Below are 26,347 nucleotides of genomic sequence, written 5' to 3'. Positions count from 1 at the left end.
ATCGGGCGCCAGCGTTTGGGGGACGGATGCGGACCGATAGCACGCGCGCGACTTCAGCGACGTTCGCGGCCAACCGCGCCCAGGGCGCGGTGCGGTTCGGCGTGCATGTCAAGGACGGCGCCACTCGCCGCGGTGATCTGCATGAATCGGGTTCGTTGCGCGTGCGCTTTCCCTCGCCCGAGGCCGAAGGCCTGTCGGGCGTGTTCGTCAACACCGCCGGCGGCATTGCCGGCGGCGACCGTTTCGATATCGATATCGCGGCAGGCGAGGGATCGCGGCTGACGCTGACGACGGCGGCGGCCGAGAAAGTCTATCGCGCGGCCGGTCCCGCCGCCCAACTCAATATCGCCTTGAAAGCGGAGGCGGGCGCGCACCTCGCCTGGTTGCCGCAGGAGACCATCCTGTTCGACCGCGCGCGGATTATCAGGCGCATCGACATCGACCTGGCCGAAGACGCCTCGCTTCTGCTCTGCGAAATCGTGGTGTTCGGCCGCGCGGCAATGGGCGAGCGGATGCTGCACGGCGAGTTCGTCGACCGCTGGCGCCTGCGCCGCGGCGGTCGCCTCGTGTTTGCGGAAACCATCCGGCTCGACGGGGACATCGGCGAAAAACTGGCGCGGCGGGCGATTGCCAACGGCGGCGTCGCGATCGGCACGGCGCTGATCGTGCCAGGCGATGAGGCCTTGGTGGAGCGGATCCGCGAGGCCTCTGAAACGTTCGGCGGCGAGGTCGGCATCTCCTGCTGGAATGGATTTGCAATGGCGCGCTTCTGTGCCCAAGATGCGGCCCGGCTCCGCGCCGATATGATGGCAGTGCTCGGCCGCGCCAGCGGCGTGGCGCTCCCAAGGCTTTGGCTAAATTAGGTCTTCAATCACCCGAGTGCCCGCATGAATCTCTCCCCCCGCGAAAAGGACAAGCTCTTGATCTCGATGGCGGCTATGGTGGCACGCCGCAGGCTCGAGCGCGGCGTCAAGCTCAACCATCCCGAAGCGATCGCCATCATCTCCGACTTCATCGTCGAGGGCGCGCGCGACGGCCGCACCGTGGCCGAACTGATGCAATCAGGCGCGCAGGTGCTGACCCGAGCGCAGTGCATGGACGGCATCCCGGAGATGATCCACGACATCCAGGTCGAGGCGACGTTTCCCGATGGCACAAAACTCGTCACCGTGCATGAGCCGATCAGGTAGGAGCATCAGATGGTCCCCGGCGAACTCTTCATCAAGGACGGCGAGATCGAACTCAATGCTGGACGCAAGACGGTGACACTCACCGTGGCCAATACCGGCGACCGCCCGATCCAGGTCGGCTCGCACTACCATTTCTTCGAAACCAACCCGGCGCTGAAATTCGAGCGCAGGAAAGCCCGCGGCATGCGGCTCGATATCGCGGCCGGCACCGCGGTGCGGTTCGAGCCCGGCCAGTCCCGCGACGTGCAGCTCGTTGCGCTTGCCGGCAAACGCGTCATCTACGGTTTTCGCGGCGACGTGCAGGGGAAACTATGAGCGTCAAAATCAAACGTTCCGTCTATGCCGACATGTTCGGGCCCACCACCGGCGACAAGGTGCGGCTGGCCGATACCGATCTCATCATCGAGGTCGAAAAGGATTTCACCACCTATGGCGAGGAGGTGAAGTTCGGCGGCGGCAAGGTGATCCGCGACGGCATGGGGCAGTCGCAGGTGACGAACAAGCAGGGCGCGGCCGATACCGTCATCACCAATGCGCTGATCGTCGATCACTGGGGCATCGTCAAAGCCGACGTCGCGATCAAGGAAGGCATGATCGCCGCGATTGGCAAGGCCGGCAATCCCGACATCCAGCCCGGCGTCACCATCGTGATCGGCCCCGGCACGGACATCATTGCGGGCGAAGGAAAAATCCTCACCGCCGGCGGGTTCGACAGCCACATTCATTTCATCTGCCCGCAGCAGATCGAGCACGCGCTGATGAGCGGCGTCACCTCGATGCTGGGCGGCGGCACCGGGCCGTCGCACGGCACGTTTGCGACCACCTGCACGCCCGGTCCCTGGCACATGGGGCGGATGATCCAGTCGTTCGACGCGTTCCCGGTCAACCTCGGCATATCAGGCAAGGGCAACGCCGCGCGCCCCGCCGCGCTGGTCGAGATGATCAAGGGCGGCGCCTGCGCGCTGAAGCTGCACGAGGACTGGGGCACCACGCCGGCCGCGATCGACAATTGCCTCGCCGTCGCTGACGATTACGACGTGCAGGTGATGCTGCATTCCGACACGCTGAACGAGTCAGGTTTCGTCGAGGATACCATAAAGGCTTTCAAGGGCCGCACCATCCATGCCTTCCACACCGAGGGCGCCGGTGGCGGCCATGCGCCTGACATCATCAAGATCGCCGGGCTGAAGAACGTGCTGCCGTCCTCGACCAACCCGACGCGGCCGTTCACCCGCAACACCATCGACGAGCATCTGGACATGCTGATGGTGTGCCACCACCTGGATCCGTCGATCGCGGAAGATCTGGCGTTTGCCGAAAGCCGCATCCGGAAAGAAACCATCGCGGCGGAAGACATTTTGCATGATCTCGGCGCGCTCTCGATGATGTCGTCGGACTCGCAGGCGATGGGCCGGCTCGGCGAAGTCATCATCCGCACCTGGCAGACCGCCGACAAGATGAAAAAACAACGCGGCGCGTTGCCCGAGGACAAGGGCAACGACAACGACAATTTCCGCGTCAAGCGTTACATTTCGAAATACACCATCAACCCATCGATCGCGCATGGCGTGTCGAAGCTGATCGGATCAGTAGAGAAAGGCAAGCTCGCCGATCTCGTGCTGTGGTCGCCGGCCTTCTTCGGCGTGAAGCCCGATTGCATCATCAAGGGCGGCTCGATCGTGGCGGCGCCGATGGGCGATCCCAATGCCTCCATTCCCACGCCGCAGCCGGTGCATTACCAGCCGATGTTCGCCGCCTACGGCAAGTCGCTGACGGCCTCTTCGGTGGTGTTCACCTCGAGGGCTGCCATCACGGGCGGGCTGGCGCGCAAGCTCGGCATTGCGAAGAAACTCTACCCGGTGAAAAACACCCGCGGCGGCATCTCCAAAAAGAGCATGATCCATAACGGCGCCACGCCCAAAATCGAGGTCGACGCCGAGACCTATGAGGTGCGCGCAGACGGCGAGCTTCTGACATGCGCGCCGGCTGAGGTCCTGCCCATGGCGCAGAGGTATTTCATGTACTAGGGTTTCTCCCGGGCGATCAAAGCCAGAACAAAAGTCCGGGAGGATTGAAGTGATTTACGTCGTTGCCACGCTGACCGTGAAGCCTGAAACGCGCGCCGAATTCATCGCGGCTGCCGCCGCCTGCATCAAGGAAACCCGGAAAGAGCCGGGCAATATCGCCTATGACCTGCATGAAAGCGTCACCGATCCCTCGAAAATGGTGTTCGTAGAGCAGTGGGAAAACGCCGAAGCGCTGGTGCCGCATCGTGGCGCCGAGCACATGAAGACGTTTGGCCGCGTCGCCGTGAAATGCATGTCGGCGCCGCCGAAGATCGAAGTGATCACGCCGGAAAAGGTCGACGTTCGCTAATCAAGAAAAACAAGGGATAAGCTCATGATCTACGTCATCGCCACCACGCCGATGAAGCCGGAAAACAAGGACGACTTCATCAGGGGGCACCAGGCCTGTACCGCCGAAACGCTCAAGGAGAAGGGCTGCATCTCCTATGACGGTCATGTCAGCGTGAACAATCCCAATCTGTATGTGGTGGTGGAGCGCTGGGAGACCCGCGACGACCTCAATGCGCATGGCCGTGCGCCCCATATGAAGGTGTGGCGGGAGTATTCCTCGCAGATGAAGACGGCGCCGACGGTGATCGAGATCATCAGCGACGGCAAGGTGGAGAAATTTTGACGTGTCTTTGAGCAGGCTGCCATGATCCGCGCGACAAAAGTCCTGGGCCAGCATCGCTGGACGAACGACGCCGCCGATACCGTCGTGCTCGATTTCGACGACCGGCACCGGCGGCGGATAGCGATGATGGGGACGCGCGGACTGGAATTCCTGCTCGATCTGGAAAACGCGGTCGCGCTGCGCGGCGGCGACGCACTGGTACTGGAAGACGGCCGGCTGATCGAGGTGGTCGCGGCCGCCGAGCCGCTAGTCGAAATCCGTGGCGCCGATCCCCTGCATCTGGTCCGGGTCGCCTGGCATCTCGGCAACCGCCATCTGCCGACGCAGATCATGCCAAAAGGCCTGCGCATTCGCAGGGATCACGTCATCGAGGCGATGGTAAAGGGGCTCGGCGCGCGCATCATCGAGATCGAGGCGCCGTTCGATCCCGAGGGCGGGGCGTATGCGCAGGCGGCTCACGATCATGCCGCGCATGATCATGGCCATCATCACCACGGTGATCACCATCATCACGGCGATCACGATCACAACAGTGATCACGATCATCATGATGATCACCATCACCACGACGAACATTGCGACCACGATCATCACCACCACGATCACTCCCATGCTCATGACCACAAGTGAGCGCGCGCCGGCCGACGCGGGCAGCGGAATGAATGCGGATGAGGCGGCGGCGCTGTACCGGCTGATGACCTGGCTGTCGCCCTCCTTTCCGGTCGGCGCCTTCTCCTATTCCAGCGGCATCGAATGGGCGGTGGAGGCGGGTGACATCACGGATGCCGCATCGCTGCGCGACTGGCTGGCCGCGATGCTCGGCGACGGCTCGGGCTTCTGCGATGCCGTGTTTCTGGCGCAGGCGCATCGCGCCGCATCCGCGCAGGACGATTCTGGATTGCGCGAGATCGCCGAACTGGCCGCCGCGTTCGTGCCCTCGCGCGAGCGCCAGCTCGAGACCTCGACACAGGGCCGCGCCTTCATCGAGATCGCGCGCTCAGCCTGGGCCAGCGACGGGCTCGACGGCATGGTGGCTGCTTGCGGCGGCATGGTCTATCCCGTCGCGGTCGGAATCGTCAGCGCGGCGCACGCCGTGCCGCTGGCGCCGGCGGTGCACGCTTTCCTGCATGCCGTGGTGTCGAACTGGATTTCCGCCGGCGCCCGCCTGGTGCCGCTCGGACAAACCGACAGCCAGCGCATTCTGGCAAGCCTCGAAGCCGATGTCGCAGCCACGGCAAAGCGCGCGCTGGAAGCTTCCATCGACGATCTCGGCAGCGCCACCTTCCGCGCCGATCTCGCCAGCCTGCGCCACGAAACGCAATATACGCGGTTGTTCCGGTCATGATGCGACACACTTTTTCGTCGTCCCTGCGAACGCAGGGACCCATAGCCACCGGCCCCGGTTGTTACAAACCGCGTCGGCCGTTCTGCTTTATTGATAGATCACGCGGTATGGGTCCCTGCGCCCGTGCGCAATTGCGCACTAGGCAGGGACGACGATAGGCGAGGGAATGTTCGACATGTCTAAATCTCACGGTCCCCTCCGCATCGGCGTCGGCGGTCCCGTCGGCTCCGGCAAGACTGCGCTGATGGACCTGCTCTGCAAGTCGATGCGCCAGCGCTACGACATCGCCGCGATCACCAACGATATTTACACCAAATGGGATGCGGAGTTTCTGGTGCGCTCGGGCTCGCTGACGCCGGACCGCATCGCCGGTGTCGAGACCGGCGGCTGCCCGCACACCGCGATCCGCGAGGACGCCTCGATGAATCTCGCAGCCGTTGCCGATATGCGCGCGAAATTTCCCGATCTCGATATGGTGCTGATCGAATCCGGCGGCGACAATCTCGCCGCGACGTTTTCGCCCGAACTCGCCGATCTGACGATCTACGTGATCGACGTCGCCGCCGGCGACAAGATCCCCTCCAAGGGCGGGCCGGGCATCACCCGCTCGGACTTGTTGGTGATCAACAAGATCGACCTCGCGCCGCATGTCGGTGCGTCGCTGGAGAAGATGGAGCTTGATGCGAAAAGGATGCGGGGCGAGCGGCCGTTCGTGATGACCAACCTGAAGAAGAGCGAGGGGCTCGATCGCATCATCGGCTTCATCGAGACCAAGGGCGGCCTGCGCCCGGCCGCGAAGGCCAAGGCTGGGTAGGTCAAAGTCTGGGTAGATCAAGGCTGGGTAGGTCAAAGCCGGGTAGGCGGATCAGCGGCCGGACAAGCGGCCGGGACGGGCGGTGCATTAACATTAACACTCGGTCGGTCGCCGCAGCCCTGCGGATTTGTCCGTCCTCGCCGGAACCAAATCGGCGCTGTCAGATTATCAACCTCTGGCCCCGCCAAATCAGCGTTAACGGCGGCCGTGTTGTTTACCTCGCTGCCACCTGTCAGTTGCGTGCTGATGAACGCTCCGTCATATTCGCCGCGGTTGGCCTTCGCGCTATTGCCATGTGCCTCTGCCCCGGCAGGCCTCGAGTTGTTTCCGATACGTCTTCGCCAACACGTCATTCCTGAGTAAGCGAGTGGTTCGGCTGGGCTTCATTATCGGCTTTATCGCGCTGATCGGAGTTCTGCTCTCCGGTCTCGCGGCCTATCGCGTCCACGACCAGGAACTGGCGATCGACGGCATCGCGCTTTCGCGCGCGATCGACGTCCATGCCAGCCTGGTGCAGGACCGGCTGACCGAGCGCGAATTGCTCGCTCGCGTTGCATCCGGATTGTTTCGCGCGCCGTCGGCGGTGAAGGCCAATATGCTGCAGCCGCTGCGCTCGGCGATCTACGCCTTCAAGACCGATTTCGTGATCGCGAACTGGATCGCGCGACTCAAGCCGGGCGATCTGGCCGTGGCGCAGGCGGAGCTGAAGAGCGCCGGCTTCACCAACCCGGCGATCCGCGATTACGACGACCGGCCGCTCGACATCAAGGCGATCGACAAGCCGCTCGACGTCCTGATGGACCTCGAACCGCGCAGCGCGGATACGCTGGGCTTTCCGGGCCGCGCCTACGACCGGCATTCGGTGATCGGGCCGATGCTGGCGCAGGCGGCGGCCTCCGGCAAGCCGGTGGCGTCTGACCCAATACCGCTGCTGCGGAAGGCCGGACCGATCGGCATCGTGCTGGCCTCCGCGATCCTGAAGGAAGGCACCGCCGAGCCCGTGGGCTTCGTCACCTTTTCCTACGAGCTGGCGCCGCTGATGCTGACCAACGACGACCGCTCGCTGTTTTCGGTGGTGCTGAAGGACCCCGATGACGTCAGCGACGAATATGTCGCCAATGACCAGGGCGTCATCACCTTGCGGCCGGTCAAGCAAGGCGATCCGTTGCCGTCGGTGGTGCGGACGGTGACGTTCGGCGGCCGCGACTGGTCGCTGGGCTATTATGCGAAGAACAATGCCATACAGCGCGCGCAGCAGACGGCGATCATCGTGGCGGCCATCGGCTTCGCGCTCACCGGCATCGTCTGCGGCCTGTTTGGCTATGTCGCCTACAACAATCTGCGGCTCAGCCGCGAGATCCAGGTCCGGATCGGTTTCGAGCGGCGGTTGACCGCCGTCATCGACGAGCTCAACCACCGGGTCAAGAACATCCTCGCCGTGATCCAGTCGATCGTGACGCGCACGCTGCGCCACGGCTCCGACATGGACGTGTCGCGCGAGCTGCTGATCGGCCGCATCCATGCGATGTCGAACGTGGTGACGCTGCTCAGCGAAAGCCAGTGGCAGGGCGTCAAGCTCAAGGGCCTGTTCGAGTCGCGCGCCATCCCGCATGCCGACCGCATCGTCGTCAACGGCCCGGATATCGCCGTCAGCGCGCGCGCCGCGCAGTCGCTGTCGCTGTTGCTCTTCGAATTGGCCTCGCATTCCGACGAGGGCCTGTCGCTGGTCGGCAAGCACCCGCACATCGTGGCGAACTGGGAAGTCTCGGGCGAGGAGCCGGACACGATCTTTCATTTCCGCTGGGAAGAGTTCAACACCAGCGCGGCGACGCGGCGGGAAGACAGTGATTTCGGCCTCATCCTGCTCGACCGCGTCGCGCCGGAGGCAATGGGCGGCACCGCGAAGCGCTACTTCACCGACGTCAGCTACGTCTACGAACTCACCGCGCCGATGGTCACCGTCGTCGACATGAACGAGCGCGACAGGACGGAGCAGATTTCCGCACCGCTGCGGTAGGGCAAGTTCGGCGGCCTGCACTGAATTCGCAAACTGGCGTAGCCCGGATGGACCGAAGCGCAATCCGGGGCCGGTCTACGCCGTGGAGGCGTCGGAAGTGAATCCCGGGTCGCGCTGCGCTTCACCCGGGCTACGACATCGACAACAAAAAAAGGCGGCCACGCAGGCCGCCTTTTCCATGTCATTTCGATAGCGTCATCAGCCGCCGTTGCCGCCGATCACCGCGCGCACGGTCTCGTCAGGTCCGAAATCCTCGGCGCCATCGACATAGAGCAGCGCGGAGAGTTTCGAGCGCGCGCGGTTGACGCGGCTCTTGATGGTGCCGACCGCGCAGCCGCAGATCGCAGCTGCGTCCTCATAGGAGAAGCCGGAGGCGCCGACCAGGATCAACGCTTCGCGCTGGTCCTGCGGCAGCTTGTCGAGCGCGGTGCGAAACTCCTCGAACTCCAGATGCGCATTTTGCGCCGGCTGGGTCTTCAGGGTTTTCGCGTAATTGCCCTCGGCGTCCTCCACCTCGCGCCGCCGCTTCCGGTAGTCCGAGCGGAAAAGGTTGCGCAGGATGGTGAACAGCCAGGCCGGCAGGTTCGAGCCGGGCTGGAACGAGTCGATGTTGGCAATGGCGCGCAGCAACGTTTCCTGAACCAGGTCGTCCGCACGGTCGCCATTACCTGAGAGCGAGATCGCGAACGCGCGCAGGCTGGGTACCGACGCCAAAATGTCGTCGCGAAGAGAGTCTGTGAGAGGCATTAGTCCCTCCCGTCGTTTTTTGCTGGGTCGTCGATCTGGGCCGCCGCCGCCTCCGGCCCATCGAGCTTCCGGATCAGCTCCGCAAAGCGGTCCGGCACACCCTGTCGGACCACGTCGTCGTACATGGCGCGAAGCTGGTGCCCGATCCTGGATTGAATCTCGGCGTTAAGCCCGCCCTGCTTCTTTACTTCCTTCATGGTCTGATCCACGCTTCCCCGAGAGTTAAGTCTCTGTGGTTTCAAGAGGTTACCTCGAAATTGGGCCCTAGGCTGCCGCGTTGTAGGTTGAAGGCTAATGCGAATACGTGCGGAAGGTTCCGAAATCCCGGAACTTTTTCTGGAACTTTTTTGCCCTACGTGAGTAGTCGGGGGTGACAGGGGAACCGGGGTCCCCCCGCCGAAACTAAAATTGACGCCCGATCGGGCGCATAAGGTTACGTCCGCCCGGCTGAGACCCTAAGTATGGCCAAGGATACGGCCCAGGATAAGGATGAAATGGGGATGTCCCGATCACAGCTCGTTGCTGAACATCTGCCGCTGTTGCGGCGCTATGCCCGTGCGCTGACCGGAAACCAGGCCTCGGGCGATGCCTATGTGGCCGCCATGCTGGAGGCCCTGCTGCAGGACGGCTCGCTGCTCGACGAACGGCATGGCCCGCGCGCCGGGCTGTTCAAGCTGTTCACCCAGATATGGAATTCGGTCGCGCTCAACGACAACCCCGACGTCGCGACGCTGGCGTTGCCGCCGGAGCGCAGGCTGTCGAACATCACGCCGCTGCCGCGGCAGGCGTTCCTGCTGCTCTCCCTCGAAGGCTTCTCCGAGGAGGAGGTGGCGTTCATTCTCAATACCGACATCCCCGAGACGCGCGCGTTGACGGATGCCGCCGGCCGCGAGATGGCGGCGGAAATCGCCACCGACGTCCTGATCATCGAGGACGAGACCTTCATCGCGATGGACCTCGAGAGCCTCGTGAAGAACCTCGGCCACAACGTGATCGGCGTTGCCCGCACCCATGCCGATGCGGTGGCGCTCGCCAAGAACAAGAAGCCGGGCCTGATCCTCGCCGACATCCAGCTCGCCGACGGCTCGTCGGGCCTGGATGCGGTCAACGAGTTGTTGAAGGTGTTCGAGGTGCCGGTGGTGTTCATCACCGCTTACCCCGAGCGCTTCCTGACCGGCGAACGCCCCGAGCCGGCGTTCCTGATCTCGAAACCGTTCCAGCCCGCGATGGTCTCCGCGGTTGCGAGCCAGGCGCTGTTCTTCCAGCGCAACTCGCGCAACCGCGCGCCGCGCGCCGCCACGGGCTGATCGAAGCCTGTTAGCGTAGAGTTTGGAATGATCCGGCGCGCTCCCCACTGCGCGCCGGATTTTTGTTGGGCCAATCTGCTACGGTCCTCCCGGCGACGACCCTCCCGATGATGTGGAGCAAGGATCGATGAGTGTCGGGTTGATCGGCCTTCTCGACGATATCGCTGGTATCGCCAAGGTGGCTGCAGCGTCCCTCGATGATGTGGCCAGCCAGGCTGCCAAAGCGGGTGCGAAGGCGGCAGGTGTCGTCATCGACGATACCGCCGTCACGCCCGGTTACGTGATCGGGTTCGAGCCGAAGCGCGAACTTCCCATTGTCGGGAAGATCGCAACGGGTTCGCTGCGCAACAAGCTCCTGGTCCTGCTCCCCGCGGCCCTGGTGCTCAGCTACTTCCTTCCCTGGACGATTACGCCGCTGCTGATGCTGGGCGGCGCCTATCTCTGCTACGAAGGGGTGGAGAAGGTGCTTGAGGCCGTCATGCCCCATCAGGCGCACCAGCACGAAGCCCAGCTCGGCACGGTCTCGTTGAACGCGCAGTCGGTCGAAGACGAGAAGGTCGCAAGCGCGATCAAGACCGACTTCATCCTCTCGGCCGAGATCATGGCGATCACGCTGGCGGCCCTCCCGGTGGGGAGCATCTGGAAGCAGGCGCTTGTGCTGGCGGTCGTGGCGATCGGAATCACGGTCGCCGTGTATGGCGTGGTGGCGCTGATCGTGAAGGCCGACGATTTCGGTGTGGCGCTGGCGCGGAACGATCACGCCTCGGCCATGGGCCGCGCGTTCGGACGCGGCATCGTTCGCGGCATGCCCGTGCTTCTGAAGATTCTGAGCGTGGTCGGCACTGCCGCCATGATCTGGGTTGGCGGCGGCATCATTCTGCATGGCGTCGAGGTCTACGGTCCGCCGTCAATCCACCATGCCGTCAAGGCTGCTGCCGAAGCCGTGGCCCACGCATTCCCGCCGCTCGCCGCGATCCTCGAATGGGCGGTCGAGGCCGCCATGTCCGGCGCGATAGGCCTGCTGGTCGGCGCCGTATCGATTCCGGTCGTCGGATTTGTCTTCGCGCCTGCATGGAAATCGCTGAAACGCTTTTTGCATCGCCGTCGGAATACGTTCGCTCAGTGAAGGGCCGCCTGTTTCGCCGCCACTGTGCCCTCTGCCGCTTGCGAGTGGGCTGGGTGGCAACAACACCATTGTTGCGGAGCGAATTTCCTCCACGTCTGCGCCGTGTCGAGCGTACCCGGTTCCGCTGCGCAAAGCCGGGCTCATAAACCTTCGTATAGCCGGTTCATCCGTTTCGATATGGGCCACTTACCTCGGTACAATTGAGCATGGCGCGCGCGGATCGTAATGTCGTCACGTCGAGGCAGGATGTATGTTACGAATTGTCTGCGCATCGTCGATCTTTCCTCCCGGTCGTCGGCGCCGCCTGCCTCGTCACCTCGGTCGCCGCAATTTTCGTTCGCGAGCGACGATCAGGTGACCTCGCGAAATGATTTCTGATTGAGCGTGCCATGTGAACCAGTTCACCCCGGGTTCACTGAGCCGGCGTTATGATCCTCTCTCCTGATTCAGCGCCAATCCCGGCGACTTCACCTGGGACTGGCGATTGTGGACGACACCCGTGTTCGCGGCCAGGCACCTCCCCCTGGCTCGGGCCACCAGCCTCGATTTGAAAGCTGGTCGGACTGATCCGGCGTGCCCCACTTGCGCGCCGGATTTTTTTTCGCGCACCAACAGCGTTGACGCCCGCCGGCGTGTTGTTGGCTTTGCGGAAGGCGCGATGGACCGGATTGCTTGTTGAACTGCGCCCCACGCCCGCATAGGGTCGCTGCAGCAACAAGAAAATAAACGGGAAACGTCCCTTTAACCGATGCAGTCCGCCGAGCGGCCTTTCCCCCACCGCCGGGGCCTGATCATCGTTGCGACCATGGCCACCGCCTATGTCGCCAGCCATTTTTTCCGCGCCTCCAACGTCACCATCGGTCTCGATTTGATGCGCGACCGCGCCATCGGGCCGGAAGCGCTGGGGGCGCTGACCGGGGCGTTCTTCTTCGGCTTCGCCGCGATGCAGATTCCCTGCGGCTTCTTCTTCGATCGCTTCGGGCCGCGCTATACCGTGGTTGGCATGCTGATCGTGGCCAGCCTCGGCGGCGCCCTGTTCACGCTGGCGCCGAGCTGGCCGGTGCTGTTGACCGGCCGCGCCCTGATGGGCGCCGGCTGCGGCGTGATGCTGATCGGCAGCATGGTGGTGATCTCGCGCTGGTTTCCGCCGGACCGCTTCTCCACGATGACAGCCATGGTGCTGTCCATCGGCCTGCTCGGCAACCTTGCCGCCACCACGCCGCTCGCCTGGGCATCGGAAGCGGTCGGCTGGCGGGCGGTGTTCTGCGCCGTCGTCGTCTTCACGGCGCTTGCAACGATCGCGATCTGGCTGGTGGTGCGCGACGCGCCATCAGGTCATCCCTTCCTGAGCCGCAAGGTCGAGCCGCCCGGCGAGATGCTCAACGGCCTGATCGAGGTGCTGCGCAACCCGCGCCTGAAGCCGATCCTGGCGCTGAACTTCTGCAACTATGCCTGCACCTTCACCGTGCAGGGTCTGTGGGGCGGCGCATTCCTGCGCGAGGTGCATGGGTTGAGCCCGATCGCGGCCGGCAACGTCCTGCTCTGCGCCGTGATCGCCTACCAGGCCGGCATGCTCGCTTTCGGCCCGCTCGACCGCCGGCTCGACACCCGCAAGGGCATCGCGATCGGCGGCACGCTGGTGATCATTGTCCTGCTCGCGATGCTGGCGCTGTTTTCGCACCCGCCGGTGTGGCTGCCGGTCGGCGTCATCATCGCCATGGGCTTCTTCTCCGCCTCCAGCACCATGGTGATGACGCACGGCCGCGGCATCTTCCCGGATCGCCTGATCGGGCGCGGCATCTCGACCATGAACACCTCAGTGATGCTCGGCGTCGCCTGCATGCAGACGCTGTCCGGAATCATCATCGGCGCATTCGAGCCGCTGGCCAGCGGCGCGCGCACCGAGGATGCTTACCGCGCGCTGTTCGGCACGCTGACGCTGGTGCTGATCGCGGCGGTCGCGATCTATAGCCGGTCGCAGGATGTGAAGCCGAGCGATGAGATGCGGGCGGCGAGACGGTAGTCAATCGCCGGTAAAGTTGCCCGCCGTACCGCCTGGTCCGAGCGCCAAGCCGCTTTAATTCCGGTTGCAGTGCACGATTGCCATTCCGTCCCAGCGGGAGGATGCTTGAGCATCGGCACAAGGGAGAGCGGCATGAGCAAGGCAGGTCTCGACAACCGCAAGCAGGATGGTGAAATCGGCCACAAGCACGGAGCCACCCCCATCGGCACATTGCGCAAGATTTACGGGCAAAGTTTTGCCGCCGGTTATCCCCCAACCGACAAACTGAGCGAGGCTTTGCCTTACCTGAACGAGACATCGCTGAGTCAGCTTCGCCGCGATTACAAGACCGGTCATCTCGATCACAAGATCACGAACGCCTTGCACTGAAGGCGGTCTGCCATGAGTATGCTGGCATACGCTCGCAAGGTTCGCTTGCGTGACGTCCGCCTGCACGGAAAAACCTCGGATTATGCCGGTTACCATCGACTACTACCTGTCGCTCAACTCGCCATGGACCTACCTCGGCAGCGCGCCGTTCGCCGAGATTGCGGAGCGCAACGGCGCGACCGTCAACATCAAGCCCTGCAAGTTCGGACCGATCTTTGAGCAGACCGGCGGGCTACCCCTGCCGAAGCGCTCGCCGCAGCGGCGCGCCTACCGGATGATGGAGTTGAAGCGCTGGCGCGAGGTGCGGAGCGCTCCCATCAATCTCGAGCCGAAACATTTCCCCTGCGACGACGCCGCGGCGGTCCGCCTGGTCATCGCGGCCAGGCTGCAGGGCAAGAATGCCCACAGGCTGTCGCTTGAGCTCGGGCGTGCGCTGTGGGAACGCGAGGAAACGCTCGCTGACCCCACGACGATTGCGCTGGCCGCCGAGCGCGCCGGTCTCGACGCGGCGGAGTTGCGCGCAAGCGGGCCTTCAGACGCTGAACTCGACGCGCTGTATGAGAAGTTCACGCAGGAAGCCTTGAGCGCGGGCGTCTTCGGTGCACCGAGCTACGTGCTGCCTTCGGGCGAGATCTTCTGGGGCCAGGACCGGCTGGACCTGCTGGAACGCGCTTTGAGGAAGCTGGCGCCTTGAGAATTTGAGAAGCTGACTCATCAAAAAAGCAGGGTGCGACCGGCATCACCACGGTCGCACCCTACGTCGCCGGTCAATGGGGCAGGGGGAATAACCGGCTGCCGGGATGACTCCGAGCCCCCTGGAGTCGTTCCATGGTGCCGCAAATATTTTTCGTACACGGTTAAGTGATCAACAAGCGCCGGACCCCCTTCGGCTCGGTTCGGGTTGTGTCCGTGATCGCCATAGGGCGAGGGAAAAACCGGCATGTCACAGATTTTCAAAGCAATTTTAGCTGCTCTCGCCATTACCGCGACATTTGGCGCCTTCCAGCTCGCGTCAGGCCATGACCTCACCGGCCGTCGGCAACTCGCCGCGACTGCACCCGCAACCGACATCAACCGCGCCGCCAAGGCCGACCGCGCGGCGCCCAGAGCTGCGTCAGGCCAGAGCGACACGATTACGATCCGCAGCGTCGGCCTCGACGATACGTCGGTGGTGGTACGGGTTCCCGTGGTCCAGGCGCCGGTGGCCCAAGAGCCCGTAGTCCAGGACGAGGCGCGGAACCGCCCGCCGGCACCGGCGCCGGCCAAGCCCGGCCCGACGAAGAAGATGACGGTAGCCTGCGAACCGCCGGTCAGTGTTTTGACCGAGGTCGCAAAACTGCTTCAGCCCGGCCGCTGCGTGACCTGATCGCGCCACGGTGTCGCGAAGCCGTTACCCCATCTACGGACTGCGAACTGATTTGCTTTGCGCGCAAGCACAATCTCGACGCTCACTTGCAACAAATCAACACGACGGGCAAATCAGTAAAAACCTGTCCAGCTCTTCTCGCAAAAATATTCCGCAAACCTCGGGCGCAATGCGCCGCGAGATCGCGGATTTATGTCGGCTCGTCAATCACACCTGAAATCTTCCGTCGTCCTACTCCGCCGGTGCTTCGCTGGTACTGCCGCTCGCATTGGCGCGGCTGGCGAGAAATCCCAGCGCCAGCCCGCCGACCGCAAGGATCGGGATCAGCTTCTTGACGCCGACGGCGCGGATCACCTGGATGCCGGCCGCAACCAGCATCGGATCGGACAGCACGGTCTGCGCGGTGGATTTTGCCATCTTCGCCGCCAGTTCGGCGCGCGCCTCGATCTGCTTCTTGCGGACCATGTAGCAACCGGCCGCGATCAGAGTGACCACGAAGAAGAAGCCCGCGCCGGTCAGGCAGGCCTGCACCGGGCCGTAATTTTGCAGAACGAACACGAAGGCAGCGGCGCACAGAAATGCGGCGGTGATGAGCAACGCCATCGCCGCGGCTGCCGCCAGCGATGTCAGCCGCAGCGTGCTGCTGGCCGAATTCTTGAAATCGTCAATCCATCGCTGAAACATGGCCAAGCCTCGATCTGAAACACCTCGACCTGAAAACAACAGCGCAACAAACCACGCGGCGCACCATTATTAGCGATGTGCGCCCGGATCCAGGACTACCTGCCCCAAAACTACCTGCGCCACGTCAAGCCGATCAGCAAGCCTATGCCGAGCGCGAGGCCCACGGCTGCCAGCGGACGCTGCGTAATGGCGTCTTCCAGCGTCTCCTCGATGGACGAGGCTGCGTCTTGAGCGGCATCCATCATCGCGCTGCCGCGTTCGGACACATCCTCCACAGCCTGTTCCGCATTGACGCGCGCCTGCTTGTAGCCGCGCCGCGCCTGTTTGGAGGCGCTGCCGGCAAAATTGTTCAACGCATCGGTGATCTGCTCGGTCAGGGCTGCGATATCGTTTTTCACGGCGATTACATCCTTCTGCAGGCGTTCATAGGTCGCTTTGTCGGTCGGATTTTTCGCCGCGGCTTCACCGTTCGTCGTCGACATCGAAAGCTCCCAGGTACTGAAATCAGGTGCGGAACAAACGCCCCGTCGAAGGGGAAGTTCCCGATGCGGAGTTTGCTAATCCTCCGGCAGTTGCGGCGAATCCGGCGGCATCAGATGCTCCTTCACGATCAGCGCGACGATCAGAAGCGGCGACGACAGGAACGCGCCCATCGGCCCCCACAGCCAGGTCCAGAACGCCAGCGCCAGGAACACGGCGAGCGCGTTGAGCGCCAGCCGGCGTCCGACGATCATCGGCGTCAGGAAATGGCCTTCCAGGAAGGTCATGACCGCAAATATCGCCGACGCCAGCAGGCCGGCGCTGATGGTGGGGAGCGCGACGAGACCGACCACGACCAGGACGGCGAACATCGCGACAGGACCGATGATCGGGATGAAATTCAGGATCGCGGCCAGCGCGCCGAGACTGGCCGGATTGGGCATGCCCGCAACCGCGCAGATCAGGCCGGTGGCAATGCCGACACCGACATTGATCATGGTCACCATCAGGAGGTAGCCGCCGAGATGGTCCTCGATCTCGTTGAGGATCCGCAGCGCCCGCAGCCGCCACGCGCGCTCGCCGAAATTCATGATCAAGACCCGGCGCAGGTCCCGCCAGCTCGCGATGAACAGGATCAGCGTCGCAATGAACAGCAGGAATTCGGCAAAGGTCGGCGACAGGAACTCCAATGTCGGCTGCACCCAGTCGATCTTTGGCAGATGCAATGTCGTGAGCGTGTCGGGGCCGCCGAGCATGCTCTGCAACTCCTGCCAGAGCGCGAGCGGCCGGTCGAACACGTGCAGCTTCTCCTTCAGCAGCGACCCCAGCTCAGGAAGCTTGCCGCTCCATTCGACCGCGGGTGATGCGATCAGGCTGACCATGAAGGCCGAGGCGGCACTGACGACCGCCACGATCAGTACAGCCGCGACCGGGCGCGGGATGCGATAGCGCTCCAGGAGATTGGCGGCCGGCGAGAGCATGGTGCCGACGATGAAGGCCATCGTGATCGGCAGAAAGAACGCCTTGGCAAGGTAAAGGCCGGCGATGACGCAGATGATCAGCAGGCCAACGAGGGCGGTGGCCACCACTTCCGTGCGGCGGATGACCGGCGGCAATTCGGTCTTGCTGTCGGGGGCCGGCGCGGCTTCCTGCTCGTGGGGGAGCTGGCGTTCACGGGACAACGGCTTTGTCGGTGGAGATTTGGAAGCCAAGGGCTTGGCAGTCGAAGGCTTGGTGGGAATGACGCTCACAATGGCTTTCCCTCGCCCGAAGCGGCGATGACACGGCAAAGGCGACGTCGCAAACCAGACTGCGATCATAACGTGACGCGAACGCGCGGGTTCCAATCGCGCAGGCGTGAGCGGCGTCGCATCAGGCGCACTGTGGCGTGGCGTCAGCCGCACGGAACCGTCGGCCTGTGGCCGCGTTTGTTGTGCAGAGCATCCAATGATGCACACATCCAGCGGGGCAGGCCCATGATACCGTCCTCCGATCGCCGGCTTTCGTCGCGCGTGGCAAGCGCGCTCGTCCTCGTCAGCGCCGTCTTTCTGACGCCGTTAGTGATCTCGAGCGCGAACGCGCAGACGCTCGGTTACCCTTCGAACCAGCCGAATGGATATCCCGCCGATGAGGTGATCGCCTCCGACGAGGGCGCGACGCCCGAGCGGCTTCGCCGCGCCGTCGTCGCCTTCGGTACGACGGAGGAGCCCGGCACTATCATCATCGATACCGGCAACACCACGCTCTATTACGTGCTCGGACAGGGTCGTGCCATTCGCTATGGCGTCGGCGTCGGTCGCGAAGGTTTTACCTGGTCCGGGGTGCAGACCATCAGCCGCAAGGCGGAATGGCCGGACTGGCATCCGCCGGCCCAGATGATCGCGCGCCAGCCCTATCTGCCGCGCTTCATGGCCGGCGGGCCGGGCAATCCGCTCGGCGCGCGGGCGATGTATCTCGGCACCAGCCAGTACCGTATCCACGGCACCAACGATCCCTCGACGATCGGGAAATTCGTCTCATCGGGCTGCGTCCGCCTGACCAATGAGGACGTCATCGATCTGTTCAGCCGGGTCGATGTCGGCACCAAGGTCGTGGTGCTGCCGAAGAATGCGCCGGTCATGGCGCGAGGCGGGGATAGCAGGACTGGCATCACAGCCCGTCCGGCCGGCGTGCATCCGCGCCCGGTCGCGATCACACCCTCGGGCCGCCAGGCGCTGAACCTGACGGCGCCGCGGTTTAACTGAATTGACGCGTTATGTTGCATGAGAGGAGAAGCTTGATGCAATCAGGGAAACTGGCGGCATGGGGGGCAGCCGCGCTGGTGAGCGCTTCGGTGCTGGCGCCTGCCGCGCAGGCCCAGGACTTCTTCTCGCAACTGTTCGGCGGGTTCGCCCGCCCGCGCCATCAACCTTATATCCAGATACCGTTCGGCGACGACGACGACGCTGTCCAGCGGGGCGAGGCGCGTTCGCGCTATGGCGGCGGCGGAGGCCAGGCGTTTTGCGTGCGGACTTGCGACGGGCGTTATTTCCCGGTCACTGCCGCAGACAATGCGAGCCGTGCGGCGTCCTGCAACAGCTTCTGCCCGGCGAGCGAGACCAAATTGTTCTACGGCAGCAGCATCGACCATGCGATCGGCGAAAACGGCAAGGCCTATTCGGAGCTGCCGAACGCGTTCCGTTATCGCAACGAGCTCGTCGCCGGCTGCACCTGCAACGGCAAGGACCAGGTCGGGCTCGCGCCTGTAAAGATCGAGGACGACCCGACGCTGCGCAAGGGCGACATCGTCGCCGGCCAGAACGGCCTTCTGGTCGCAGGCCGCAGCGGTGACAGGCGCGGCGCCGAGCTGAATTTCTCGCCCGCCTCTGACAAGGTCCGCGCCAAGTATGGGCGCGTGCCGGTGGTGGCGAGGGAGTAAGTGTTGGTGGGATGAAGCGAGATCGCTGCCTCTCCCTCGCCCCGCCCTTCGCGGGGTCGAGACGAGCGAAGCTCGCTCTTAGAGGGTCGGGGTGAGGGGCTCTCTCCGCGAATGCAGTTGTTGGACCTGTACCCCCGCCGCGCGAAGAGCGCGGCGACCTAAGAGCGAGCTTCGCTCGTCTCGACCCCCGCAAGCGGGGCGAGGTTGAAGATTAGGCCGCGCGGATCTTCCCGAGGAAATCAGTGACCTGATTGCCCAGTTGCTGGCTCTGCGTCTCCAGCGTCTGGGAAGCCTGCTTCACATCCTCGGCGGCGGCGGCTGCCGCGTCCGCATCGGCCTTCACGCCGGTGATGTTGTCGGACACGTTCTTGGTGCCTTGGGCGGCGAATTGCGTCGAGCGCGTGATCTCCTGGGTGGCGGCGCCCTGTTGCTGCACGGCGGCGGCGATCGCGGTGGCGACCTCGTTGACCTCGCCGATGATGCCGCCGATGTTCTTGATGGCGTCGATGGCTTCGCCGGCGACCTTCTGAATGTCGGCGATCTGCTCGGAGATTTCCTCGGTCGCCTTCGCGGTCTGGCTCGCCAGCGATTTGACTTCGGAGGCGACCACCGCGAAGCCGCGGCCGGCCTCGCCGGCGCGCGCGGCCTCAATGGTGGCGTTGAGCGCCAGGAGGTTGGTCTGGGCGGCGATGGTGTTGATGAGACCTACCACTTCGCCGATCCGTCCCGCCGATTGGGCGAGCCCCTGGACCGTGCCGTCGGTGTCACGCGCCTGGCCGACCGCGCGGCTGGCGATGCCGGCGGCGTGCGCCGCCTGCTGGCTGATGTCGTTGATCGAGGCGCTGAGCTCTTCGGAAGCCGCAGCCACCGTCTCGACGCTCATCGAGGCCTCGCCGGAAGCCTTTTCGGCGACCTGGACGCGCTCGTTGGTCTGGCGCGAGATCGTCGACAGGCCGGACGAGGTGGTCCGCATCTGGCCGGAAGCGTCGCCGAGTTGGCTGAGCGTCTGGCGCACCATGCTCTCGAACTCGCCGACATAGCTCTCGATCGCCTGCTGTCGCGCCGAGGCGCCGGCGTTGCGTTCGCGCTCCTGCGCCTCGATCCGGACCTTGTCGGCGGCCTGCTGCTTGAAGGTCTCCAGCGCGCCGGCCAGCGCACCGATTTCGTCGTGACGCGCGGCGTAGCCGGTATCGACGTTGAGGTCGCCGGCCGCAACCTTCAGCATGGCGTCGCGCATGGTGTGCAGCGGCTTGATGACGCGGCGGGTGACGATCACCATGGCGCCGAACGCGAGCGCCAGCGCGCCGGTCAGCAGGGCGAGCTGCATCACCAGCGAACGCTGTGCGGTGGAGCGCAGCAGCGCGGCACGATCCCTGGCGGCGTCGAGGGCGGCTTCCGCCACGCCGACGGCGGTAGCGAGACGTCCGACCGTGATCGGAGTCCATTGGTTCGGGGTCAATTCCGCCTTCTCGCCGGCGGCGATCTGCGTCAGCAGCCGATCGCGCAAGGCAAGATATTGCGGCTCGAAATAGCCGGTCTTGGTTGCGGCCATGGCGGCGGAAATCGCCGGAGGCAGCTGCATCCCCGCCGCCGTCAATTCCAGCGCGCTCCATGCGGCGTCGATGCCGCCGGCATATTTCGTATAGGCGAGCTTCGCCTCCGGCGTGATCTTGCCGCTGTTGAGCCCGATCGCGACGATCAGCGACGCTTCGCCGGCAGTGTTGCGCAACAGCCAGGCGATCTGCTTGATCGCCAGCAGCTGGTCGATCGTCGCGTCCTGGTGATTGATGGCGGCGGCAACCGCACCGGAAAGCTTGTCGAGCGTTTCCAGCATCGTCGTCGTCGTGTCCATATATTCTTTGGCCAGCGTCGGGCGGCGCGAGGCCTTCGGCTTGCTCATGGCTTCCCAGAATTCCTTCTGCAGCGAGGTCACCGCCTTGAGCAGGCGATCGAATTCAGGCACCAGCGTCGGCTGCTGGGCGAATTGGATTTCCCCAAGCAGGCCGAGCGCGTTGTTCATCGCAGGCATTTCGGTGTCGCGAATGTTGCGCAGATATTTCTCGATATCGGCTTCCATCGGCGCGTCGGAATTCAGGAGCCGGTTGGTCGTGGAGCGGTCGGTGCGCAGATTGTGCATTGCCTTGAACATGTTCGCGGAGGCATCCGCGATCACGGCGATGCGGCTCGCGGCCTGCAAGCGGCTCCAGGAATCCCAGGCGTTAAGCGAAAATCCAACCACCACGCAGAAGGAGGTGACGAGGATGACGGTCTTCAGCAGCGCGGATACGGTCAGACGATTCAACATGATGCTCCCCCCAAAGGCTCGCGGGCCATTTGGCGGGAAAACGGTAAACAGTTAGACAGCGTTTATTGCCGTATAAATACTAGGATCGTTGAAATGATGGAGGTTTTCTGGACGAGTTGAGGTTCCGCTAGCGGGAACCCGAAGCGCCCCTTCACGTTAACAAAACACTACCGGCGCATTTTTCGGCAAATGCCGAGGGGGGACCGCATGCTCGTCAGTGTACTCATCACGTTCCTGGTCGTTATTCTCGTTCTTTATCTCATCAACCTGCTGCCGCTCGATGGCCGCGCCAAGCAGATCGCCCGCGTCATCGTGATCATCCTCGGCGTGATCTCGCTCCTGAAATACATCGCCGTCATCTAGCGCCCGCCTGCCAAAGCAAAAAAGCCCCGGCAGGTGCCGGGGCTTTTTACGTTCGGAAGCGCCAGCCTATTTCAAGCTTTTGAACCAGTCGTCCACGTCCTTGTGGATCTGGTCCTTGGCAAAGCCGTAGCGCTGCTGCAGCTTGCCTTCTAGTTGTTCGCGACGGCCCTCGATCACGTCGAGATCGTCATCGGTGAGCTTGCCCCACTTCTCCTTGGCGGCGCCCTTGAACTGTTTCCAGTTCCCTTCGACCCTGTTCCAATCCATCGCCATCTCCATCGCTATTGGGATGGCGATCAACGGATCGATGCCTCAGGCGTTCCCGGCGACCGATGCGGCATCGTGACGTGATTTACCCAGCGGCCTTCGCCTCGCGGCGGCGCGCGGTGAGGATGTATTCGGTGTAGCCGTTCGGCTGCTCGCGGCCCTTGAAGACGAGATCGCAGGCGGCCTGGAACGCAACGCCGTCGAAGGCGGGCGCCATCGGCTTGTACAGCGGGTCGCCGGCGTTCTGCTTGTCGACCACGACCGCCATCCGCTTCAGCGATTCCATCACCTGGTCCTTGCTGACGACGCCATGCGCCAGCCAGTTCGCCAGATGCTGGCTCGAGATGCGCAACGTCGCACGGTCTTCCATCAGGCCGACGTCGTGGATGTCGGGCACCTTGGAGCAGCCGACGCCCTGGTCGATCCAGCGCACGACATAGCCCAAAATGCCCTGGCAGTTGTTGTCGATCTCCTGCTTGACGTCGTCGGGCGCCCAGTTCGACTGCGACATTGGGATAGTGAGGATGTCGGAGAGCTTTGCGCGCTGGCCGCCCTTGGCGAGTTCCTGCTGGCGCGCGATCACGTTGACCTGGTGATAATGCAGCGCGTGCAGCGTGGCCGCGGTCGGCGACGGCACCCACGCGGTGGTCGCGCCGGCCTGCGGATGGCCGAGCTTCTGGGTGAGCATGTCGGCCATCTTGTCGGGCGCCGCCCACATGCCCTTGCCGATCTGGGCATGGCCGGGCAGGCCGTCGATCAGGCCCATGTCGACATTCCAGTCTTCATAGGCCTTGATCCAGGGCTGCGCCTTCATGTCGTTCTTGCGGATCATCGGGCCCGCTTCCATCGAGGTATGGATTTCGTCGCCGGTGCGGTCGAGGAAGCCGGTATTGATGAAGCAGATCCGCTTCGACGCGTTCTGGATGCAGGCCTTGAGGTTGACCGTGGTGCGGCGCTCCTCGTCCATGATGCCGACCTTCATGGTGTTTTCCGACAGGCCGAGCAGCTTCTCGACTTCGCCGAAAAGCTCACACGTCAGCGCGACTTCGTCGGGGCCGTGCATCTTCGGCTTGACGATGTAGACCGAGCCGGTGCGGCTGTTTTTCGTCTTCGAAGAGCCCTTGAGGTCGTGGATGGCGAGCAGGCCGGCGACGGCGGCGTCGAGCAGGCCTTCCGGAATCTCCTCGCCCTTTTCGTCGAGTACGGCGTCGGTGAACATGTGATGGCCGACATTGCGCATCAGCAAGAGGCTGCGGCCGTGCAGCGTGAGTTGCTTGCCGTCGGGCGTCTTGTAGACGCGGTCGGGATTGAGCGCGCGCTTCAGCGTCTTGCCGCCCTTCTCGAAATCCGCCGAGAGCGTGCCGTCCATCAGGCCGAGCGTGTTGCGATAGACCAGCACCTTGTCTTCGGCATCGACGGCGGCGACCGAGTCTTCCATGTCGAGAATGGTGGAGACTGCCGATTCCAGGATCATGTCGGCGACGCCGGCCGGATCGTCCTTGCCGATGACGTGGCTGCGGTCGATCTTCACTTCGACATGCATGCCGTTGTTGACCAGCAGGACCGCAGTTGGTGCGGCAGCATCGCCCTGATATCCGGCGAACTGCGAAGCAGACTTCAATGCGGTGGCATTGCCGCTCTTGAGCTTCACGGCGAGCTGGCCGGCGATGATGCTGTACGACGTCACGTCCGTGTGGCTGCCGGTCGCGAGCGGCACGGCCGCATCGAGGAAGGCTTTTGCCTTGGCGATCACCTTGTCGCCGCGCGCCTTGTTGTAGCCGCGGCCAGCCTCGTTCGGATCGTGCGGGATCGCGTCGGTGCCGTAGAAGGCGTCATAGAGTGAGCCCCAGCGCGCGTTCGCCGCGTTCAGCGCGTAGCGGGCGTTGGTCAGGGGAACGACGAGCTGCGGTCCGCAGATCTTGCCGATTTCCTCGTCGACGTTGGCGGTCTCAACTGCCTTGGTCGCCGGCTCCGGCAGCAGATAGCCGATCTCCTTGAGGAAGGCCGTATAGGCGTTCATGTCGAACGGCTTGCCCTTGTTGGCGCGATGCCAGCCGTCGATCTTGGCCTGCAGCGCGTCGCGCAAGGCGAGCAGCTCACGGTTTTTCGGCCCCAGCTTCTTGATGATATCAGCGACACCGGCCCAGAACGCGTCGGGGGAAATCCCAGTCTTGGGGGTCGCCTCCCTGGCGATGAAATCGAACAGGACAGGGGCGATCTTCAATCCGTGGGCGTCGACACGATTCATGATGGGCTTTCTCAAAAGAATTGGCGCTTACGGGCTGTTTTCAGACGAAAAGCAGCAAAAAACGCGCCAAAGGGGCGGCGTTGGCCGCCCTTTTAGCCCTAAAGCCGGGTCGATGAGAAGGCCCCAAAAAGCCTAGATATTGGCCGCCAGATCGACCAGTTCGTCGAACAGGATGCCAGTCTCGGCCAGCATCCGCTCGATCTGGTCGGTCGCGTCAGATACGGATTTGGTCGAGGTGTCGATGCTGAGCTCTGCTTGGGCCGGTGGCTGGTAGTCGTTGCCGATGCCGGTGAAGGCCTGCAACGTGCCGGCGCGCGCCTTGGCGTAATGGCCCTTGGGGTCGCGGCTCTCGCAGATCTCGGCCGGCGTTGCGACATAGATCTCGCGGAACGTCGTGTCGGCGATGCGGCGGGCGGCGGCACGATCATCCGCCGACGGTGACACCGCGGCGACAACCGCAATGTGTCCGTTGCGCGCCAGATGCGTTGCGACTTCCGCCAAGCGGCGGATGTTTTCGGTGCGGTCCTGCGGCGAGAAGCCGAGGTCGCCGTTGAGGCCCGCGCGCAAGGTGTCGCCGTCGAGCAGGATCGGCGAACCGCCGCGCGAAAACAATCGCCGCTCCAGCGCGCGCGCCAGCGTCGATTTGCCGGAGCCGGGCAGGCCGGTCAGCCAGATCACCGCGCCGTTGTGGCGATAGCGCGCCGAGCGTTCCTCGGGGCGCAATGCGGATTCGACCGGCACGATGTCGATCGGGACGGCGCGCTGTCCGGCGTCGACCGACAGCACGAGGCCGCCGCCGGCGATGCGTCCGTTGACTTCGATCACCAGCCGTCCGGTGCGTGGATTTTCCTGATAGGGGTCGGCCGCGATCGGCTGCGCCAGCGAAATATCGATTTCGCCAACATGATTGCGCGCGATCACCTTGGTCTCTTCATTGGAGAGTTCGCCGGGATCGACGGCCTTCTCGATAGCGACGACACTGGCGCGGCTTTCCCGCGTGCCGAGGCGGATCAGGATCTGATCGCCCTTCGACAGCGGCTTGTCGTGCAGCCAGAAAATGCGCGCGCGAATTCGTCGCGTATCGCGCGGGGTCGCGCCGGCGTGGGCGATGACGTCGCCGCGTTCGATAAACAATTCACGGTCGAGCGTGATGCCGACCGAGCGGCCGGCGCCATGCCTGCCCGTGAGCGGGGTCACCGGCCAGCTCTCGACGGTCTTGATCTTCGCAATCTTGCCGGCCGGCATGATGACGATTTCATCGCCGGCGCTCAAGCTGCCGGATTCGATGCGGCCCGCCACGATGCGGCGGTCGTCGAATTTATAGATCGCCTGCACCGGCAAACGCAGCGCCAGTTGCTCCAGCGGCCGGGCCGGTTCGAGCGCATCGAGCGCTTCGACCACGGTCGGTCCCTGATACCAGCCGATCCGCGGCGTGTGTTCGGCAACGCCGTCGCCGTCGCGGGCGGAAATCGGAATCACGGCTGTGGGCGTCACGCCGAGGCCAATCAGATGCGCCGAAATCTCGTCGCTGATTTCCTTGAAACGATCCGCGCTGAAATCGACGCGGTCCATCTTGTTGACGACGATCGCGACCTGCTTGATGCCCAATAGGTGCAGCAGATAGCCGTGCCGCCTGGTCTGGTCGCGCACGCCTTCCAGCGCGTCGATGATCAGCACCGCGCCGTCGGCCTGCGAGGCGCCGGTGATCATGTTGCGGAGGAATTCGGCATGGCCGGGCGCGTCGATCAGCACGACGTCGCGCGAGCGGGTGCGGAAGCGGATCTGCGTGGTGTCGATGGTGATGCCCTGGTCGCGCTCGGTCTGCAGCGCATCCAGGAGGAACGACCATTCGAACGGCATGCCGCGCCGCGCGCTGACCGCCTTCAGCATTTCCAGCTTGCCCTCGGGAAGGCTGCCCGTTTCGTGCAGCAGGCGTCCGACCAAGGTGGATTTGCCGTGATCGACATGGCCGACGATGACGATGCGGACCTGCGGTCGCGTCGTGCCATTTGGCATCGACGTGGTGCCGTTCGGCGTGACCGAGACGCTGGCGGGGAGGATCATGTTCATTGCGACGCT

The 26,347-nt window shown here is 63.9% G+C and carries 28 protein-coding genes; 19 read left to right on the top strand and 9 right to left on the bottom strand.

Annotated features, from left to right (window positions below; all coding sequences use genetic code 11):
- The first annotated feature begins 26 nt into the window (after window positions 1-26).
- The 10 genes from C7G61_RS12010 (at window position 27) to C7G61_RS11965 (ending at window position 8,066) form a co-directional block, all read left to right on the top strand.
- Complete coding sequence (locus C7G61_RS12010) at window positions 27-863, top strand: urease accessory protein UreD (RefSeq protein WP_108514299.1); 837 nt, start codon at window positions 27-29, stop codon at window positions 861-863.
- 24 nt (window positions 864-887) lie between these two features.
- Entirely contained in the window at window positions 888-1,190 is a 303-nt protein-coding gene (locus C7G61_RS12005; protein WP_108514298.1) for an urease subunit gamma, read from the top strand.
- A 9-nt stretch (window positions 1,191-1,199) separates the two neighbouring features.
- Complete coding sequence (locus tag C7G61_RS12000) at window positions 1,200-1,505, top strand: urease subunit beta (protein WP_108514297.1); 306 nt, start codon at window positions 1,200-1,202, stop codon at window positions 1,503-1,505.
- Entirely contained in the window at window positions 1,502-3,217 is a 1,716-nt protein-coding gene (ureC, locus tag C7G61_RS11995) for an urease subunit alpha (protein ID WP_108514296.1), read from the top strand. Before C7G61_RS12000 ends, ureC begins: the two co-directional genes overlap by 4 nt.
- 49 nt (window positions 3,218-3,266) lie before the next feature.
- On the top strand, window positions 3,267-3,566 hold the full coding sequence (locus tag C7G61_RS11990) for a putative quinol monooxygenase (RefSeq protein ID WP_108514295.1): 300 nt from the start codon (window positions 3,267-3,269) through the stop codon (window positions 3,564-3,566).
- Between the two features lie 24 nt (window positions 3,567-3,590).
- A complete protein-coding gene (locus C7G61_RS11985) occupies window positions 3,591-3,890 on the top strand; it encodes a putative quinol monooxygenase (RefSeq protein WP_108514294.1) in 300 nt (99 codons plus the stop codon).
- Window positions 3,891-3,911: 21 nt separating this feature from the next.
- On the top strand, window positions 3,912-4,520 hold the full coding sequence (ureE, locus tag C7G61_RS11980; protein ID WP_108514293.1) for an urease accessory protein UreE: 609 nt from the start codon (window positions 3,912-3,914) through the stop codon (window positions 4,518-4,520).
- Window positions 4,501-5,235 carry an urease accessory protein UreF gene (locus tag C7G61_RS11975; RefSeq protein WP_108514292.1) on the top strand — a complete coding sequence of 245 codons (735 nt, stop codon included), beginning with the start codon at window positions 4,501-4,503 and terminating at the stop codon, window positions 5,233-5,235. Before ureE ends, C7G61_RS11975 begins: the two co-directional genes overlap by 20 nt.
- Before the next feature lie 175 nt (window positions 5,236-5,410).
- Window positions 5,411-6,049, top strand: coding sequence for an urease accessory protein UreG (gene ureG, locus C7G61_RS11970; protein WP_108514485.1), 639 nt, complete (start codon window positions 5,411-5,413; stop codon window positions 6,047-6,049).
- A 367-nt stretch (window positions 6,050-6,416) separates the two neighbouring features.
- Window positions 6,417-8,066 (top strand): CHASE domain-containing protein, encoded by a 1,650-nt coding sequence (locus tag C7G61_RS11965; RefSeq protein ID WP_108514291.1) that lies wholly within the window; start codon window positions 6,417-6,419, stop codon window positions 8,064-8,066.
- Window positions 8,067-8,264: 198 nt separating this feature from the next.
- Here C7G61_RS11965 and C7G61_RS11960 read toward each other — a convergent pair whose 3' ends face one another.
- Window positions 8,265-8,813, bottom strand: a complete 549-nt coding sequence (locus C7G61_RS11960) for a sigma-70 family RNA polymerase sigma factor (RefSeq protein WP_108514290.1) — start codon at window positions 8,811-8,813, stop codon at window positions 8,265-8,267.
- A complete protein-coding gene (locus C7G61_RS11955; RefSeq protein ID WP_108514289.1) occupies window positions 8,813-9,010 on the bottom strand; it encodes a NepR family anti-sigma factor in 198 nt (65 codons plus the stop codon). Before C7G61_RS11955 ends, C7G61_RS11960 begins: the two co-directional genes overlap by 1 nt.
- A 303-nt stretch (window positions 9,011-9,313) precedes the next feature.
- Between C7G61_RS11955 and C7G61_RS11950 the strand changes: the two genes are divergently transcribed.
- From C7G61_RS11950 to C7G61_RS11925, 6 genes are all read left to right on the top strand, one after another.
- Entirely contained in the window at window positions 9,314-10,120 is an 807-nt protein-coding gene (locus tag C7G61_RS11950) for a response regulator (protein WP_108514484.1), read from the top strand.
- 127 nt (window positions 10,121-10,247) lie between these two features.
- Window positions 10,248-11,246, top strand: coding sequence for a DUF808 domain-containing protein (locus C7G61_RS11945; protein WP_108514288.1), 999 nt, complete (start codon window positions 10,248-10,250; stop codon window positions 11,244-11,246).
- A 748-nt stretch (window positions 11,247-11,994) separates the two neighbouring features.
- Window positions 11,995-13,269, top strand: a complete 1,275-nt coding sequence (locus C7G61_RS11940) for an MFS transporter (protein WP_108514287.1) — start codon at window positions 11,995-11,997, stop codon at window positions 13,267-13,269.
- A gap of 132 nt (window positions 13,270-13,401) precedes the next feature.
- Window positions 13,402-13,638, top strand: coding sequence for a hypothetical protein (locus C7G61_RS11935; protein WP_108514286.1), 237 nt, complete (start codon window positions 13,402-13,404; stop codon window positions 13,636-13,638).
- A gap of 82 nt (window positions 13,639-13,720) precedes the next feature.
- Window positions 13,721-14,332 carry a 2-hydroxychromene-2-carboxylate isomerase gene (locus C7G61_RS11930; RefSeq protein ID WP_108514285.1) on the top strand — a complete coding sequence of 204 codons (612 nt, stop codon included), beginning with the start codon at window positions 13,721-13,723 and terminating at the stop codon, window positions 14,330-14,332.
- Window positions 14,333-14,578: 246 nt separating this feature from the next.
- Window positions 14,579-15,004, top strand: a complete 426-nt coding sequence (locus C7G61_RS11925; protein WP_108514284.1) for a hypothetical protein — start codon at window positions 14,579-14,581, stop codon at window positions 15,002-15,004.
- Window positions 15,005-15,235: 231 nt separating this feature from the next.
- Here the strand turns inward: C7G61_RS11925 and C7G61_RS11920 are convergent, their stop codons facing one another.
- From C7G61_RS11920 to C7G61_RS11910, 3 genes are all read right to left on the bottom strand, one after another.
- A complete protein-coding gene (locus tag C7G61_RS11920) occupies window positions 15,236-15,688 on the bottom strand; it encodes a hypothetical protein (RefSeq protein ID WP_108514283.1) in 453 nt (150 codons plus the stop codon).
- Window positions 15,689-15,798: 110 nt separating this feature from the next.
- The gene (locus C7G61_RS11915; RefSeq protein WP_108514282.1) at window positions 15,799-16,170 is read right to left on the bottom strand and encodes an ElaB/YgaM/YqjD family protein; all 372 of its coding nucleotides are present in this window, start codon (window positions 16,168-16,170) and stop codon (window positions 15,799-15,801) included.
- Between the two features lie 75 nt (window positions 16,171-16,245).
- Window positions 16,246-17,349 (bottom strand): AI-2E family transporter, encoded by a 1,104-nt coding sequence (locus C7G61_RS11910; RefSeq protein ID WP_244608272.1) that lies wholly within the window; start codon window positions 17,347-17,349, stop codon window positions 16,246-16,248.
- 294 nt (window positions 17,350-17,643) lie between these two features.
- Between C7G61_RS11910 and C7G61_RS11905 the strand changes: the two genes are divergently transcribed.
- Both C7G61_RS11905 and C7G61_RS11900 read left to right on the top strand, forming a co-directional pair.
- On the top strand, window positions 17,644-18,411 hold the full coding sequence (locus C7G61_RS11905; protein ID WP_108514280.1) for a L,D-transpeptidase: 768 nt from the start codon (window positions 17,644-17,646) through the stop codon (window positions 18,409-18,411).
- A 35-nt stretch (window positions 18,412-18,446) separates the two neighbouring features.
- The gene (locus C7G61_RS11900) at window positions 18,447-19,085 is read left to right on the top strand and encodes a DUF2865 domain-containing protein (protein WP_108514279.1); all 639 of its coding nucleotides are present in this window, start codon (window positions 18,447-18,449) and stop codon (window positions 19,083-19,085) included.
- A 211-nt stretch (window positions 19,086-19,296) separates the two neighbouring features.
- Here the strand turns inward: C7G61_RS11900 and C7G61_RS11895 are convergent, their stop codons facing one another.
- Entirely contained in the window at window positions 19,297-21,390 is a 2,094-nt protein-coding gene (locus tag C7G61_RS11895) for a methyl-accepting chemotaxis protein (RefSeq protein ID WP_108514278.1), read from the bottom strand.
- A 207-nt stretch (window positions 21,391-21,597) separates the two neighbouring features.
- On the opposite strand from C7G61_RS11895, the gene C7G61_RS11890 reads away from it, so the two are divergent.
- A complete protein-coding gene (locus C7G61_RS11890) occupies window positions 21,598-21,753 on the top strand; it encodes a Thivi_2564 family membrane protein (RefSeq protein ID WP_108514277.1) in 156 nt (51 codons plus the stop codon).
- Between the two features lie 66 nt (window positions 21,754-21,819).
- Here C7G61_RS11890 and C7G61_RS11885 read toward each other — a convergent pair whose 3' ends face one another.
- From C7G61_RS11885 to cysC, 3 genes are all read right to left on the bottom strand, one after another.
- On the bottom strand, window positions 21,820-22,020 hold the full coding sequence (locus C7G61_RS11885; protein ID WP_190241775.1) for a CsbD family protein: 201 nt from the start codon (window positions 22,018-22,020) through the stop codon (window positions 21,820-21,822).
- An 85-nt stretch (window positions 22,021-22,105) separates the two neighbouring features.
- Window positions 22,106-24,268 (bottom strand): malate synthase G, encoded by a 2,163-nt coding sequence (locus tag C7G61_RS11880; protein ID WP_108514276.1) that lies wholly within the window; start codon window positions 24,266-24,268, stop codon window positions 22,106-22,108.
- A gap of 132 nt (window positions 24,269-24,400) precedes the next feature.
- The gene (gene cysC, locus C7G61_RS11875; RefSeq protein WP_108514275.1) at window positions 24,401-26,338 is read right to left on the bottom strand and encodes an adenylyl-sulfate kinase; all 1,938 of its coding nucleotides are present in this window, start codon (window positions 26,336-26,338) and stop codon (window positions 24,401-24,403) included.
- Window positions 26,339-26,347: the final 9 nt, after the last annotated feature.

The sequence above is a fragment of the Bradyrhizobium algeriense genome, from assembly GCF_003062295.1.
Taxonomy (GTDB): Bacteria; Pseudomonadota; Alphaproteobacteria; order Rhizobiales; family Xanthobacteraceae; genus Bradyrhizobium; species Bradyrhizobium algeriense.
This window is presented reverse-complemented; position numbering and strand designations above follow the sequence as displayed.

Coding starts and splice junctions, on each gene's coding strand:
- C7G61_RS11930 (WP_108514285.1), top strand. CDS start 13,721: ATGCCGGTTACCATCGACTACTACCTGTCGCTCAACTCGCCATGGACC.
- ureG (WP_108514485.1), top strand. CDS start 5,411: ATGTCTAAATCTCACGGTCCCCTCCGCATCGGCGTCGGCGGTCCCGTC.
- C7G61_RS11915 (WP_108514282.1), bottom strand. CDS start 16,170: ATGTCGACGACGAACGGTGAAGCCGCGGCGAAAAATCCGACCGACAAA.
- C7G61_RS11950 (WP_108514484.1), top strand. CDS start 9,314: ATGTCCCGATCACAGCTCGTTGCTGAACATCTGCCGCTGTTGCGGCGC.
- C7G61_RS12005 (WP_108514298.1), top strand. CDS start 888: ATGAATCTCTCCCCCCGCGAAAAGGACAAGCTCTTGATCTCGATGGCG.
- C7G61_RS11905 (WP_108514280.1), top strand. CDS start 17,644: ATGATACCGTCCTCCGATCGCCGGCTTTCGTCGCGCGTGGCAAGCGCG.
- C7G61_RS11900 (WP_108514279.1), top strand. CDS start 18,447: ATGCAATCAGGGAAACTGGCGGCATGGGGGGCAGCCGCGCTGGTGAGC.
- C7G61_RS11895 (WP_108514278.1), bottom strand. CDS start 21,390: ATGTTGAATCGTCTGACCGTATCCGCGCTGCTGAAGACCGTCATCCTC.
- C7G61_RS11880 (WP_108514276.1), bottom strand. CDS start 24,268: ATGAATCGTGTCGACGCCCACGGATTGAAGATCGCCCCTGTCCTGTTC.
- ureC (WP_108514296.1), top strand. CDS start 1,502: ATGAGCGTCAAAATCAAACGTTCCGTCTATGCCGACATGTTCGGGCCC.
- C7G61_RS11925 (WP_108514284.1), top strand. CDS start 14,579: ATGTCACAGATTTTCAAAGCAATTTTAGCTGCTCTCGCCATTACCGCG.
- C7G61_RS11940 (WP_108514287.1), top strand. CDS start 11,995: ATGCAGTCCGCCGAGCGGCCTTTCCCCCACCGCCGGGGCCTGATCATC.
- C7G61_RS11920 (WP_108514283.1), bottom strand. CDS start 15,688: ATGTTTCAGCGATGGATTGACGATTTCAAGAATTCGGCCAGCAGCACG.
- C7G61_RS11885 (WP_190241775.1), bottom strand. CDS start 22,020: ATGGATTGGAACAGGGTCGAAGGGAACTGGAAACAGTTCAAGGGCGCC.
- C7G61_RS12000 (WP_108514297.1), top strand. CDS start 1,200: ATGGTCCCCGGCGAACTCTTCATCAAGGACGGCGAGATCGAACTCAAT.
- C7G61_RS11890 (WP_108514277.1), top strand. CDS start 21,598: ATGCTCGTCAGTGTACTCATCACGTTCCTGGTCGTTATTCTCGTTCTT.
- C7G61_RS12010 (WP_108514299.1), top strand. CDS start 27: ATGCGGACCGATAGCACGCGCGCGACTTCAGCGACGTTCGCGGCCAAC.
- ureE (WP_108514293.1), top strand. CDS start 3,912: ATGATCCGCGCGACAAAAGTCCTGGGCCAGCATCGCTGGACGAACGAC.
- C7G61_RS11960 (WP_108514290.1), bottom strand. CDS start 8,813: ATGCCTCTCACAGACTCTCTTCGCGACGACATTTTGGCGTCGGTACCC.
- C7G61_RS11985 (WP_108514294.1), top strand. CDS start 3,591: ATGATCTACGTCATCGCCACCACGCCGATGAAGCCGGAAAACAAGGAC.
- C7G61_RS11935 (WP_108514286.1), top strand. CDS start 13,402: ATGAGCAAGGCAGGTCTCGACAACCGCAAGCAGGATGGTGAAATCGGC.
- C7G61_RS11945 (WP_108514288.1), top strand. CDS start 10,248: ATGAGTGTCGGGTTGATCGGCCTTCTCGACGATATCGCTGGTATCGCC.
- C7G61_RS11955 (WP_108514289.1), bottom strand. CDS start 9,010: ATGAAGGAAGTAAAGAAGCAGGGCGGGCTTAACGCCGAGATTCAATCC.
- C7G61_RS11975 (WP_108514292.1), top strand. CDS start 4,501: ATGCTCATGACCACAAGTGAGCGCGCGCCGGCCGACGCGGGCAGCGGA.
- cysC (WP_108514275.1), bottom strand. CDS start 26,338: ATGAACATGATCCTCCCCGCCAGCGTCTCGGTCACGCCGAACGGCACC.